Genomic DNA, 13,308 nt, shown 5'->3' with positions numbered 1-13,308 from the left:
GCTCGTCGCGTCCTTCTCCAGGGCCGTACGGCACGTCCGCCTGTTGTGTCCGCGACCGGTCCCAGCACATCACATTACGCACGCGGTCCGTCACCGTTCGTCGTGAATTGACGGGACAGGAACGATTCCCTCCGGGGCGCGCTTCGGCACGCATCCGGTCATACCAGACGTACGGGCTTCTCCGGCCGGATACCGAGGCGGGTCAGCCAGCCCTTCAGCGGCTCGGGGTCGCCGTCCTCCACCAGGCTCAGCACGCGGGGCGCGAGATCGGCCGCCCGCTCGCCGCCGACGAGCAGCGACGGGCCGTCCAGCCAGTCCAGGCCGGGGGTCGCGCCGGCGGTGTCCACGGCGGCGCAGCAGACCATCGCGGTGACGTGGTCGGCCAGCAGCTCGCGGCCGGTGCGCGGGGGCTGGAGCGGGAAGAGCGGCAGGGCGCCCTCGTCCCACAGCGCGCCGTCCGGGCCCTGTCCGGCCGCGGCGACCGGCGGGGCCGGGCGCTCCTGCTCCTCGCGGGCCAGCTCGGCGGTGAGGCCCGCCGAGAGGGACTCCACCTCGGGGCGGGGGGTGGCGTCGAGGTCCGGGTCCAGGTCGAGATCGAGGTCCCGGGGGAGACCGAGGTCCCGGTCGGGGTCCTGGTCTGCGTCCTGGTCTGCGTCCTGGTCGGGATCCTCGTCGAGGTACTGGTCGGGGCCGGGGGTCGGGCCGGGGCCCTGGCCTGCGCTGCGACCGTGTTCGAGGTCCTGGCCGGTGGTCAGGGGCTCGGGGTCGGTGTCCGTGCAGGCAGAAATCGCGCTCGGGTCCGCGGGCGTCGCGAGGTGGTCGAGGATGCGGGCCAGGGTCGGGCCCTCGGGGGCTGCGGCGGGGGCGGTCCGGCTGTCCACGCCGAGGGTGTCGAGGACCCGGTGCAGACGGGCCGCGTCCGTGCGCCACTTGCGGTCCACGACCTCGTCCGGGTACTCCTGCCAGTCCACCGGCGCCCAGTCCGGGCCGGATTCGGCGGGCCCGCCGTGGAAGAGGCGGGCGGCGAGCAGCGAGGCCGCTTCGTCGACGGTGCCGGGCTCCTCCAGCAGATCGCAGGCGGGGCGCTCGCCGAGCCGGGACGCGAAGGTCCCGTTCTGCGCGGCCAGGCGGTCGCGGCGGGAGAGCTCCGTCAGCGCGGCGACGACGCCCGCGTCCAGCCGGGAAGGCCAGCGGCCCATCCGCCAGGCGGGCAGCGCGACCCGGGTGAGGAGCCGGTCCCAGCCCGCGTACGCGAGTCCGACCTGCTCCTGGGCGACGATCCGCAGGCCGTAGTCCACAGCCTGTGCACGCTCGGCGGCGGCCGCGGCGACCCCGCGCTCCATCTCGGCGGCGTGGATCCGGCAGCCGCTCAGCATCTGCCGGGCGACCCAGCCGACGCCGCTCAGCACGCTCCGGGCGAGCGGCCCGCGGTCCGGTGCGGCGGCGACCGCCACGGCGGCGTCCAGGCCGCGCACGAAGCGCCGGGCGGCGGCTATGTCGGGGTGGGCGCTCGGCCCCGTACCGGCGACGACCGGGGCGAGGACGGCGCGCAGCTCGCCCACGCGCATCCACCACAGGAACGGGGAGCCGATCACCAGGACAGGGGCGGCGGGAGCGGTCCCCTGCGCCGGGTCCGCGGGTGTCTCGCGGCGGCCGCGGGGCGGGCCGTGCGCGGGGTGCGTGCGGTCCTCCAGCCAGCTGTCGCAGTCCGGGGTGAGCGCTATCGCCGACGGCGCCGGGACGTCGAGCCGGTCGGCCAGGTCGCGCACCAGGCGGTACAGATCGGGGGCGGTGTCCTCGGCGATCGGCACGGTCGGGCTGACCGCCGGGCGGGCCCGCGCGACAACGAGCGCGACGCAGGCCGCGGCGAGCAGCACGACCACCGCGACCGCGGAGACCACGATCCGGGCGACGTCCCAACTCCCGCCCGTCAGATGCCCGGTGGCGCCGCCCGCGAGCAGCACCACGGAGGCGGCCGCGGGCAGCAGGGCGAGCGCCGTCGCCCTGCCGCGGATGCGCAGCACGGCGAGAGCCCGGGAGCGCGCCGCGCGCACACCCACCTCCGCACCCATACCGGACACGACCGATGTCACCCCCTGCTGCCTCTGCCTTTTGTCCGGCCGGGGGCCGAGGCCCGCGGCAGAACACTGGTGGCGTTGCTCACTCCCCCACTGTGGCACCCGTCACTGACATCGCAATGCCGGTGGTCCGTCTGGTTCTCTCCGGGCCGCACGGGTGCCGGAACTCCGTGCGCCGCACCCTAGTTGGGCTCCGGCGCATCGTCAGCCGGATGGGCGAGCGGTCACCCGATGGAATGGCTTTGGGCAAAGGTGGCTGACATGAAGGCGCCGGGCGGGAGAAGGTGACTCCCGCCCGGCGGCACGATCTTCGCGTGGTCGCGGTCAGCTCTCGGCCGCCGCCTTCGCGGCGATGTCCGTGCGGTGCTGGGAGCCGTCGAGGCCGATGCGGGACACGGCGGCGTACGCGCGCTCGCGGGCCTGCGTGAGATCGCCGCCCGTCGCTGTGACGGAGAGCACACGGCCGCCCGCGCTCAGGACCGGCCCGTTCTCGCCGTCGCGCTTGGTCCCGGCGTGCAGGACGTACGCGGACGGGGCATCCTGCGCGGCCACCTCGTCGAGCCCGGTGATCGGGTCGCCGGTGCGCGGGGTGCCGGGGTAGTTGTGCGAGGCGATGACGACGGTGACGGCAGCGTCGTCGCTCCAGCGCAGCGGCTCCAGGTCGGCGAGGGTGCCGTTCGCCGCCGCGAGCAGGACGCCGGTCAGCGGGGTCGTCAGACGGGCCAGGACGACCTGGGTCTCCGGGTCGCCGAAGCGCGCGTTGAACTCGATGACGCGGATGCCCCGGCTCGTGATCGCCAGACCGGCGTAGAGCAGGCCGGAGAAGGGCGTGCCGCGCCGCTTCATCTCGTCCACGGTCGGCTGGAGGACGGTGTCGAGCACCTCCTGCACCAGCTTCGGGTCGGCCCACGGCAGCGGCGAGTACGCGCCCATGCCGCCGGTGTTCGGGCCCGCGTCGCCGTCCAGGGCCCGCTTGAAGTCCTGGGCGGGCTGGAGCGGGACGACCGTCTCGCCGTCGGTGATCGCGAAGAGCGAGACCTCGGGGCCGTCGAGGAACTCCTCGATGACGACGCGCTCGCAGGCGTTCGCGTGGGCGCGCGCCGCGTCGACGTCGTCGGTCACCACGACGCCCTTGCCGGCCGCGAGGCCGTCGTCCTTCACGACGTACGGGGCGCCGAACGCGTCCAGCGCCTCGTCGATCTCGGCCGGGGTCGTGCAGACGTACGAGCGGGCCGTGGGTACGCCCGCGCCGGCCATGACGTCCTTGGCGAACGCCTTGGAGCCTTCCAGCTGGGCGGCCTCGCCGGACGGTCCGAAGACCGGGATGCCGGCGGCCCGCACGGCGTCCGCGACGCCTGCCACCAGGGGGGCTTCGGGGCCTACGACGACGAGGTCGGCCTCCAGGTTCTTGGCGAGGGCGGCGACCGCCGCACCGTCGAGGGCGTCGACCGCGTGCAGCTCGGCGACCTCGGCGATGCCTGCGTTGCCGGGGGCGCAGTGCAGGGCGGAGACGTCGGGGTCGAGGGACATTGAGCGGCACAGGGCGTGTTCGCGGGCGCCGCTGCCGATGACGAGGACCTTCACGCCGTCAGCCTATCCGGCGTGCGGCGGGCATCTTGTAGGGGCGTCCCACGGTGAGGTGGGGCGGGGTTTGTGGGTTTCTCCAGGGGGTGGGGCGTCGGCTGCGGGTGGTGGGGGTTGCCGGGTTGTTCGTCGGGCGGCGGGTGGTGGGGCTTCTCGCGCAGTTCCCCGCGGCCCTGGGTCGTTCGTCGGCCGACCGCCGGTGGGTGGTTGCTCGCGCCGTTCCCCGCGCCCCTGGGTCGTTCGTCGGCCGACCGCCCGGGGGACTTCTCGCGCCGTTTCCCGTGCCCCCGAGAGCCGCTTGCGCGGCTTCTGGGGGCGGCTACTCGTTGGTGAATTCGTCCAGCACCGTCGCGCCCAGTTCGCGGACGATCAGGTCGTGGCCCGAGAGGGCGTTCTCGTCGAGGTCCGGGTCGTCGTCCTCCGGGGTGTCGTCCTCCACCGAGACCGGTCGGCGGACCGGTGCCGGGGGCGGCGTCGGGGCAGGGGCCGACGGGGCCGGAGCCGGGGGCGGGGTGGGGGACGGTGCGGCGGCGGGCTGGGGCGCGGCGGGCTGCGGGGTCGGCGGGGCAGGCGTGTAGCCGCCACCCGCGGCACCGCCGCCGTAGCCGCCACCGCCCATGGGTGCGGGAGCGCCGCCGCCCGAGGCGTCGACGACCGCGTCGATCTTCCACTGGACGTGGAACTGCTCGGACAGGGCCGCCTTCAGGACCTCTTCGCCGCCGCTGCTCGCGAAACGGTCACGCGCGCCCGCGTTCACGAACCCGAGCTGGAGCGTGGTGCCGTCGAAGCCCGTCACCTGGGCGTTCTGGCTGATCAGCATCCAGGTGAAGCGGCGCTTGTTCTTGACCGCCTCCAGGATGTTCGGCCAGAGAGTGCGCGGGTCCGGGCCGCCGGCCGGGGCGGCCGCCATGGGCGCGGGGGCCGGGGCGGCAGGCTCCGCCGACGGGGCGGGCGCGGGCTGCTGGCCGGTGCCGGCGGCCGCCGCGGTGGGCCAGCCACCGGGCCTGCGGCCTCCTCCGGCGGGCGCCGCGGTGGGCCAGGCGCCCGGGGCCTGGGCGGCCTCGGGAACGGGAGCCGGAGCGGGGGGCGCCGCCGGTGCCGGAGCCTGCGCCTGTACGGGGGCCTGGACCGGGGCAGGTGCCGGAGCCGGAGCCGTCGGGGCCGGAGCCTCACCGCGCGCCGCCGCCCGGGCCGCCGCCGGGCCACCGCCGGGCGGGACCGGCGCCGCGGGAGCCACGGCGTGGGCATCGGGACCGGGAACGTACGCCATCGCCGGACCGGGCCCCTGCCCGCCCGGGGTGAAGACGCCGCCGCGCTCGATGCGGTCGAGGCGTGCCATGACGGAGCGCTCGTCGTCGTACGCGGCGGGCAGCAGGACGCGGGCGCAGATCAGCTCGAGCTGGAGGCGCGGCGCGTTGGCCCCGCGCATCTCGGTCAGGCCCTCGTTGACCAGGTCGGCGGCGCGGCTCAGCTCGGCGGCGCCGAACGTGCTCGCCTGCGCCTGCATCCGCTCCACGACATCGGCCGGGGCGTCGATCAGACCCTTCTCTGCGGCGTCCGGCACCGCGGCAAGGATCACCAGGTCGCGCAGCCGCTCAAGGAGGTCGGAGACGAACCGGCGCGGGTCGTTGCCCCCCTCGATGATCCGGTCCACGACCTCGAAGGCGGCCGCGCCGTCGCCGGTGGCGAAGGCCTCGACGACGGAGTCGAGCAGCGACGCCTCCGTGTAGCCGAGCAGGCCGGTCGCCATGGCGTACGTCACACCTTCCTCGCCGGCGCCGGCGAGGAGCTGGTCCATGACGGACATGGAGTCACGCACGGAGCCCGCACCGGCCCGCACGACGAGCGGAAGCACACCGTCCGCGACGGGGATGTCCTCCTTGCCGCACACCTCGCCGAGGTACTCGCGCAGGGTGCCCGGCGGGACGAGCCGGAACGGGTAGTGGTGCGTGCGCGACCGGATCGTCCCGATGACCTTCTCGGGCTCCGTCGTCGCGAAGATGAACTTGAGGTGCTCCGGCGGCTCCTCGACGACCTTCAGCAGGGCGTTGAACCCCGCCGAGGTGACCATGTGGGCCTCGTCGATGATGTAGATCTTGTAGCGGCTGCTCGCCGGTCCGAAGAACGCCTTCTCGCGCAGGTCACGGGCGTCGTCCACACCACCGTGCGACGCGGCGTCGATCTCGATGACGTCGATCGAGCCCGGCCCGTTCCTCGCGAGGTCCTGGCAGCTCTGGCACTCCCCGCACGGCGTCGGGGTCGGGCCCTGCTCGCAGTTCAGACAGCGGGCCAGGATGCGCGCGCTGGTCGTCTTGCCACAGCCACGCGGACCTGAGAACAGGTACGCGTGATTGACCCGGTTGTTCCGCAGCGCCTGCTGCAACGGGTCGGTGACATGCTCCTGCCCGATGACCTCGGCGAACGACTCCGGGCGATAACGGCGGTACAGCGCGAGAGACGACACGCATACGAGGTTATAGGCGCCCACCGACAACCGGCCCCGCCCCACGACCCGGGGAACGCAAGCGCCCCCCACGCACCCGCCAGAGCCGACCTACCCTTGCTGCCTTCCGGCCCTGGGGGAGTTCAGTCAGATAGCGCCACGTGAGGGGCTGCGCCAAGAGTACATGCTCCGGCCGGGTGGGAACGAGTTCGCGAGCACTCCTCAACGTCTTGTATTGTTTGCCGCGGAGGATTCGCCTAGAGGCCTAGGGCGCACGCTTGGAAAGCGTGTTGGGGGCAACCCCTCACGAGTTCGAATCTCGTATCCTCCGCCGGCAGAAGGCCCGGACCGATCACTCGGTCCGGGCCTTCGTCGTTGTCCGGCTCGGTCGGGGCGGTCGCGAGGGTGTGACGTGCGCCATGCGGGGGAGGGTCTCGTAAGCCCGCGCCCCGAAGCGGCTCGGGCAGCGGCGCTCCCGGTTCCGGCCGCCGTGGGGAGGGGCGAGCGATGACAGACGCGGAGTGCGCGGCGTGCAGGTTCATTGAGGGCGTGGAGCCGGTCCCAGGTGGAACGCTTCTGAGGACGGCACAGTGGGTCGTGCAGCATTCGAAGGGGCCGCTGGGCCTCGGCACGCTCGCGGTCATGCCGGTCAGGCACGTCGTTCATGCAGCGGGCCTGACCGCCGATGAATCCGCGGAGCTCGGGCCCCTGTTGCAGCGAACGAGCGCGGCGGTGCACGCCACGATGAACCCGGAACAGGTCTACGTCTGCCTGTGGTCCCACGCTGACGCGGTCCCCGGCCACCTGCACTTCGTGGTGCAGCCCGCGTGCCGGGACGACATGACCGAGCACGACGCGTACGGGCCGGTCCTGCAACTGGCGATGTCGCAAGCCAACCGGGTGCCGAGCGCGGCGGCGGTCGAAGAGGTGTGCGCGCGTCTCCGGACCGAGCTTTCGGACGTCCCGGGCTACACCTCACCCAGCAGCGGGGCCAAGGGATCGCAGTCGAGCAATGTCGGTGCGGCCAGGCTCTCGTCGTAGGCCGGGCGCGGGAAGACGTAGGGGCCCAGGGGGAGTTCGCCCCACTCCGGTCGCTCGGGCCGGCGGAAGCCGGACCAGACGACCTCCGTCGCGGTGGTGCGGATCTCGGCGAGCAGGGGCCGGCACGCGGGGACCCCGCACGGGCAGTCCATGAGGCACAGGGCACCCGTGGCGCTGTGGCGGAGTTCCGGTGGGGCGTCGCCCAGGAAGTGTGCTCGGGCCCGGGCGCCGTCGGTGTCTCCGTCCAGGTACAGCGGGGCGTGCTGCCCCAGCAGGAACTCCTCGCGCTCCTGCGGGGTGTCGTCGTCCTCGTCGAGCTCCTGGCCCCAGAGCGCGCGCGTCGCCTCCGCGACCAGGACGCGGAGGTCGGTGCCGTCGATCCGGATGCCCCAGGCCGTGAGGTGCGGGAAGCCGGGGTGGGGGTGGTGCAGGAACTCCATCCGGTGCGTGACGGTGGTCGGCAGGCTCATACGCCCCATCCTGCGGCGCCCGGCGCACCGGGTCGAGCGAGTATCGCGACCCGTGGTCACGCGCGCTACGGTGCCGCTCGGGGAGGGCGGGATGGCTGAGCGCGCTGATGTTCTGAGGGGGCTGGCGGTCGACGGCCGCGACTCTGCCCCGGCCGACCTGTGCGTGCTCGCCGCCGATCTCGGCATGCTCACAGCCGATGTGCTCGTGGTCGCGGGGCACGAGGTTCCCACCCGTCTGCTGCCACCGCGCCGGTCCAGCGAGGCCATGAGGGGCTTCGGCTATCGCGTAACGCATTGCGACCACGCTGCCCTGGCCTCGCTCAGGGACTTCGTGCTCGCGTTGCCCGAGACGGACCATGTCTCTGCTCTTGCGGGTCCGGAACGAGTGGAAGAGACAGGGGCGTCCACGGCTCGGTTCTCGCGGACGCTCGATGGCCTCATGCGAAACCGTGGCCTCACCGCACTGACCATGCCGTTCACCGGACTGTCCACATCCACGGTCCTCTGCATGCTGCATGGCCGCCCTCTCAGGTTGCAGCAGCTCAAGGCCATGGCGGGGCCGATCGGCTGGACGCTTCAGGACCTCGCCGCCGTCGCGGGCGTACCGCTCGGGGAGTTCGACGACTGCTCCGTTCTCTGCCGTCATGTGGGCGAGGTGTTCATCGCGGCCGTTCGTCTCGACACCGAACAGCTGATCCTGGCCGGTGCGGAGGCGGATCGCCTCAGTGGGCGCGTGGACCAGGGGATGTGGCAGCCGGTGGCGTACGGACTGCGTGAGACCTGCCCGGACTAGCCGCGCTCTCCCGGAACCGGCTGCCTTCGGTCAGGGACTCAGGCCGTCACCGCCGTCAGCAGCACCACCGCGTCGGTCAGGGCCACCAGCCCGTGCCGCTCCTGCGGAATCGGGCGCAGGTCGCCGGCTCCCAGTTCCACGTCGCCCGAGACGGCGGTGAGGCGGACGCGGCCGGTGAGGATCTGGAGGGCGGCCGCGGGCGGGGCGTTGTGTTCCTCCAGGGCGCTGCCCTCCACCAGGGCGATGACGCTCTGCCGCAACTGGTCCTCGTGCAGGATCAGTTCCGCGCTGCGGCCGTGCGGGGCCGAGCGGGCGGCGGCCAGGTGGTCGTCGGCGAGGGCGGCGAGGTGGTGTGTGGTCGTCATGGGTTCAGGGTCGCCGGGCGCACCGCCGGGCGCGAGGGCGCGTCAGCCGTTCGGGCGGACCGCGGTGCCGGGGCAGCTGCCCTCCACCAGGTCCGCGAAGGCACGCGCGGGCGGGGAGAGCGCGGCCCAGCGGCGCACCGCCCAGCCGACCTGGAGCGGGGGCAGACAGGGGACGGGGACGAGGACGAGCCCGGGGTGGCCCGGTCCGCGCAGGCCCGGCAGGTCGGGGACGACGGCGTGGCCGAGGCCGAGCTGCGCCAGGTGGGCGGCGGTGTCCCAGTCGGCGATGCCGGTGCCCGCGGAGGCCGCGTCCGCGATGCCCAGTTCGGCGAACCGGTCGTTGAGGTGGGAGCGGGACGTGGAGTGCTCGGGCGGCAGGATCAGTTGCGCCGAGTCGGCCAGTTCGGCCGGTCCGGCCGAGGTCATCGCGGCCAGCGGGTCCTGGTCCTGCACCGCGAGGACCCAGGGCAGCTCGACCACCGGCCGCAGCTCGATGCCGCGCTCGGCCGGTCCCATGGTGATCCAGGCGAGGTCCAGGTCGTGCGCGGCCAGCGCCTCGAAGCAGCTGCGGCTGGAGCTGACCGTCTGGAACTCCAGGCTGATCTGCGGGTGCCCGCGCCGGTAGGCGACGATCGCCTCGGCCATGAAGTGCCGCACCGAGGTGGCACCCGTGGTCACCCGCACCGAGCCGCTCGCCCCGCGCGCCAGGTCGTCCAGGCGGCGCAGCGCGTCGTCGAGGGCGCCGATCCCGTCGGCCGCGGCGGCGCGCAGGATCCGGCCCGCCGGAGTGGGCACGACCCCGCGGGCGTGCCGTTCGAGCAGGCCGATCCCGGTCTCCTTCTCCAGCCGCTTCACGTGCTGGCTCACGGCCGACTGCGTACAGGACAGATCGCGCGCGACGGCGCTGAGACTGCCCGCGCGGCAGACGGCGACGAAGACGCGGAGGTCGTCGAGGGTCACGGCGATCAAAGCTACAGCTTGGGCATCTGCAAGAAAACCCGAGGATTGACTTGCATCGGGCGGGCGGCGCACGATCGTCGGCGGGACGGCCCAGGGCGGCAACCCGTCACGGAGGTCGCGAACTCCGGGCGGGTGCCGACCCGTTGACCTGCGAGGAGCTGCAAACGGTGGACGTGGTGGAAGCGGTGGCGATCGGCGCCGCCGGGGTCGCGGCGGGCGGCATGAACGCGGTGGTCGGCTCCGGCACCCTGATCACGTTCCCGACCCTGCTCGCCTTCGGTTACCCGCCGGTGCTCGCGAACGTCTCCAACAATGTGGGGCTCGTGCCCGGGGTGCTCAGCGGCGCCTACGGCTACCGGCGTGAACTGCGCGGTCAGCGGGCGCGGTTGATCCGGTTCGGTGCCGCCTCGCTGCTCGGCGGGCTCGTCGGGGCGCTGCTCCTGCTGCGGCTGCCCGACGCCGCGTTCCGCGCGATCGTGCCGGTGCTGATCCTCACCGCGTGCGTCCTCGTGCTGGTCCAGCCGCGGCTCAACCGCTGGATGAAGGCGCGGCAGGACCGGAAGGAGGCCGCCCGTACCGACGGCGGGGTGCCGATGTGGCTCGGCGTGCTCGGTACGGGCGTCTACGGCGGCTACTTCGGGGCGGCCCAGGGCGTTCTGCTCATGGGCATGTTCGGGGCGGTGCTCCGGGACGACCTGCAACGCCTGAACGCCGCGAAGAACGTGCTGGCGTCCCTGGTCAACGGGATCGCCGCCGTCGTGTTCATCGCGGTCGCCGACGTCGACTGGGCGGTGGCGGGGCTGATCGCGGCGGGCTCCACGGCGGGCGGTCTGCTCGGCGCCCGCGTGGGCCGCAGGCTGCCGCCGGCCGCGCTGCGGGCCGTCATCGTCACGGTCGGCGTCTCGGCGTCGGTGCTGCTGATCGTGCGCTCGTGAACTATCGCGTACGGAGCGCCAGTTGCGCGCGCTTCTCCGGCAGGTACACCTCGGGCAGGTCCACCTCCGGCAGCACGATCTCGCCGACGAGCTCGAAACCGGAGCGGGCGAACAGCGCGATCGCCTTGGCGTTGCGGGCGTCCGGTTCGACGACGATCCGCTTCTTGCCGAGGCCGTCGAGCGCGTACGAGACGAGGACGTCGACCAGCGCCCCGGTGAACCCGTGGCGGGCGCCGGCCTCCCCGGCGGGCGGCCCGACGAGCAGGTGCGCGCCGACGTCCCCGTCCTGCACCTCATAGCACTCGCTGACCCGGTCGGCCTCCGGCTCGTACGTCTGGAAGAGCGCGACCGGCACCCCGTCGAGGCGGACCAGGAACGCGTGGTGGGTGTCGAGCGTGGCCATGTGCGCGTAGATGTCGCGGACGTCGTCGCGGGCCAGGCCGGTCATCCCCCAGAACGTGGCGCGCTCCTCGCTCACCCAGGCGTGCAGGATGTCGATGTCGGCGCCGGACGGGTCGACGGGCGCGAGCCGGAAGGTGCCGAAGCCGTCGACGGCGCGCTCGTACACGTCGGTCACTGGGATCTCCTCGGTGGGGGTGAGCCGGTCGAAGTCGGTGACGACCGGGGCGAGTTCGCCGCGCAGCCACAGCGGCAGCTGGTCGCGGTGGTGGGGTGTGCCGGGGATGCCGGACGCGCCGTGCGGCACGATCCAGCGGCTGTTGTCGCGCCGCGCGAGGTCCCACACATAGCGGGCGGCGGGCCCGCGCGCGGCGAGGTCGGTGAGGCCGGGCACGCTCGACGTGGACAGGACGCAGTCGTGGTCGCCGTCGAGGGCGGGCCGCTCGGCGCCGGGGTCGGGCAGCGCCTGCCAGGCGGCGAGCCGGTGCAGCTCGCCCCAGGTCGTCTCCGGCACGCCCGCGACCTCCTCGACCGCCTCCCGGACGGCGGTGAGCCGGTCCTCGTACGGGAGTCGAGCGGCCGTCAGCAGGTTCTCCAGGCCGTAGGCGACGCGCGGCACGAGTCCGAGCCAGGGGCGGAAGACCTCGGGGTAGGCGGGGGCCAGGCCGGTCAGGTCCGCGAGGGAGGGGTGGGCGGCGATCCGGCGTACGACGGCGGAGCGCACCCGCGCGTACGCGGCGGCGCGCACGCTGCCCGCCGCCATGCGCCGGTCCCAGTTCAGGAGCGACGCGCGCAGCCGGGCGGCGGCCGGGGAGAGGTCGTCGAGGCGCTCGACGAGGCCGAGGAGGGGCCGGGCGGAGGCGAGTTCGGTGTCGGTGTGCACGACGGCCATGTCCCCGGCGGCCCAGACCGGGCGGTCGGCGAGCAGCTCGGCGATGCGGCGGGCGCGGTGCGGCGGGGCGAACTCGGTGCCGAGCGGCGCGGCCAGCGACCGCTCGTTGGCCATCACGGCGACACCGTCGACCTCGGCGCGGGGCAGCGGGTCGTGGACGCCGCGCCACGCGTACCGCTCCTCCCACGCGGGCACCACCCGCACCCGGTTCTCCGGGTCGCGCAGGGGCACGGTGCCCGCGACGCGGTGCAGCGTGCCGCCCTCGGTGTCGGCGGCCATCACGACGTTGACCGGCTCGGCCCAGCCGTCGAAGGCGCGGTCCACGTCGGCGACGGTACGGGCGCGCAGCAGGGCGGGCAGCGTGGCGAACCCGAGGTTCCCGAAGACGCGGGCGGGCTGGCGCAGGCTGACGCCCTCGCCCTCGTCCGGGCCGCCGATCACGACGACACCGCGCTCGGTCTCGACGACCTCGACGCCCTCTTCCACGTGGGCGTGGGCGGGCCGCCAGCCGTCGGGGCCCAGCGCCTCGACACCGCCGTCGCCGGTGCGCCGCAGTCGCTCGCGGTACAGGTCCTGGTAGTCGGCCATGGCGTTGGTGATGGCCCAGGCGACACCGCCCGCATGCCCGAAGTGCCCGATACCGGGGACGCCCGGCACGGCGAGGCCCACCACGTCGAACTCCGGGCAGGCGAGCCGGATCTGCTGGTAGACGCCCGGGTCCTCGATGTACCGGTGCGGGTCGCCCGCGATCAGCGCGCCGCCGTCCGCGGTGCGGGCCGCGTCGACGAGCCAGCCGTTGCTGCCGAGCGTGCCGGGGCCGTCGGTCGCGAACAGCTCCACCGCGTCCGCGCCGAGCCGCCGTACGACCTCGTCGCGCCAGAGCTTTCCGGGGAATCCGGCGAACAGTACGTGCGTCGAGAGCCACACCCCGAGCGGCGTCCACGGCTCCCAGCGGCCCGGCACCGTGCCGGTCCGGGCGAACTCCGGGGCCTGGCCGCCCCGCTCGCGCAGGCCCTGGTTGATCCCTTCGACGTACGCGGCCACCCAGGCGCGGGTGTCCGGGTCGAGGGCGTCGTGGCAGCGCCGGGCGGTGTCCGCGAGCCGGGCCCGCCGCGCGAAGGCGTCCCAGCCGGCCTCGCCCGCGCCGAGCGGTCCGGCGGAGGTGCCGAGCATCCGGTGCCGCTCGACCTCGATCTGCCAGCCGCGGTCGGCGGCGGTCACGTATCCCTGCCCGTACGCGAGCGCCGACGCGTCGCCCGCCCGCAGGTGCGGAATCCCCCACGCGTCCCGGAAAACCTCGAAGTTCACCGTTCCCCCACTCGACTTGCACATTTATTAGGTGAGCCTA

The 13,308-nt window shown here is 74.1% G+C and carries 10 protein-coding genes, 1 tRNA gene and 1 other RNA gene; 4 read left to right on the top strand and 8 right to left on the bottom strand.

The genetic code is table 11. The annotated features are described in order from the left end of the window. Window positions 1-158: 158 nt before the first annotated feature. The 4 genes from K377_RS34365 to ffs form a co-directional block, all read right to left on the bottom strand. A complete protein-coding gene (locus tag K377_RS34365; protein WP_161195108.1) occupies window positions 159-2,072 on the bottom strand; it encodes a hypothetical protein in 1,914 nt (637 codons plus the stop codon). A 330-nt stretch (window positions 2,073-2,402) separates the two neighbouring features. After that, window positions 2,403-3,662, bottom strand: coding sequence for a phosphoribosylamine--glycine ligase (gene purD, locus K377_RS34360; protein ID WP_111667542.1), 1,260 nt, complete (start codon window positions 3,660-3,662; stop codon window positions 2,403-2,405). Between the two features lie 319 nt (window positions 3,663-3,981). Then, window positions 3,982-6,126, bottom strand: coding sequence for a DNA polymerase III subunit gamma and tau (locus tag K377_RS34355; RefSeq protein WP_111667541.1), 2,145 nt, complete (start codon window positions 6,124-6,126; stop codon window positions 3,982-3,984). A gap of 54 nt (window positions 6,127-6,180) precedes the next feature. Further along, an RNA gene (gene ffs, locus K377_RS34350) (signal recognition particle sRNA small type) lies at window positions 6,181-6,279 on the bottom strand. 72 nt (window positions 6,280-6,351) lie between these two features. Between ffs and K377_RS34345 the strand changes: the two genes are divergently transcribed. Next, a tRNA-Ser gene (locus tag K377_RS34345) sits at window positions 6,352-6,436 on the top strand. 176 nt (window positions 6,437-6,612) lie between these two features. Continuing rightward, window positions 6,613-7,146 (top strand): HIT family protein, encoded by a 534-nt coding sequence (locus K377_RS34340; protein ID WP_181512716.1) that lies wholly within the window; start codon window positions 6,613-6,615, stop codon window positions 7,144-7,146. Here K377_RS34340 and K377_RS34335 read toward each other — a convergent pair. After that, window positions 7,074-7,616, bottom strand: coding sequence for a hypothetical protein (locus tag K377_RS34335; RefSeq protein WP_111667540.1), 543 nt, complete (start codon window positions 7,614-7,616; stop codon window positions 7,074-7,076). The two genes, K377_RS34340 and K377_RS34335, sit on opposite strands and share 73 nt — an antisense overlap. Before the next feature lie 91 nt (window positions 7,617-7,707). Between K377_RS34335 and K377_RS34330 the strand changes: the two genes are divergently transcribed. Beyond that, window positions 7,708-8,409, top strand: coding sequence for a hypothetical protein (locus K377_RS34330; protein WP_146614810.1), 702 nt, complete (start codon window positions 7,708-7,710; stop codon window positions 8,407-8,409). A 38-nt stretch (window positions 8,410-8,447) separates the two neighbouring features. Here the strand turns inward: K377_RS34330 and K377_RS34325 are convergent, their stop codons facing one another. Together K377_RS34325 and K377_RS34320 are read right to left on the bottom strand one after the other, a co-directional pair. After that, window positions 8,448-8,774, bottom strand: a complete 327-nt coding sequence (locus K377_RS34325) for a cupin (protein WP_111667538.1) — start codon at window positions 8,772-8,774, stop codon at window positions 8,448-8,450. Between the two features lie 42 nt (window positions 8,775-8,816). Continuing rightward, window positions 8,817-9,734: a LysR family transcriptional regulator gene (locus K377_RS34320; protein ID WP_111667621.1), complete on the bottom strand. Its 918-nt coding sequence runs from the start codon at window positions 9,732-9,734 to the stop codon at window positions 8,817-8,819. 167 nt (window positions 9,735-9,901) lie between these two features. Between K377_RS34320 and K377_RS34315 the strand changes: the two genes are divergently transcribed. Then, window positions 9,902-10,669, top strand: coding sequence for a sulfite exporter TauE/SafE family protein (locus tag K377_RS34315; RefSeq protein WP_111667537.1), 768 nt, complete (start codon window positions 9,902-9,904; stop codon window positions 10,667-10,669). Window position 10,670: 1 nt separating this feature from the next. Here the strand turns inward: K377_RS34315 and K377_RS34310 are convergent, their stop codons facing one another. Further along, window positions 10,671-13,292: a GNAT family N-acetyltransferase gene (locus K377_RS34310; RefSeq protein ID WP_111667536.1), complete on the bottom strand. Its 2,622-nt coding sequence runs from the start codon at window positions 13,290-13,292 to the stop codon at window positions 10,671-10,673. Window positions 13,293-13,308 lie beyond the last annotated feature (16 nt).

The sequence above is a fragment of the Streptomyces sp. PsTaAH-137 genome, assembly GCF_003259365.1.
In the GTDB taxonomy this organism is placed as follows: domain Bacteria; phylum Actinomycetota; class Actinomycetes; order Streptomycetales; family Streptomycetaceae; genus Streptomyces.
Note: the sequence above shows the minus strand (reverse complement) of the source record. Positions and strands in the feature narration are given on the sequence as shown.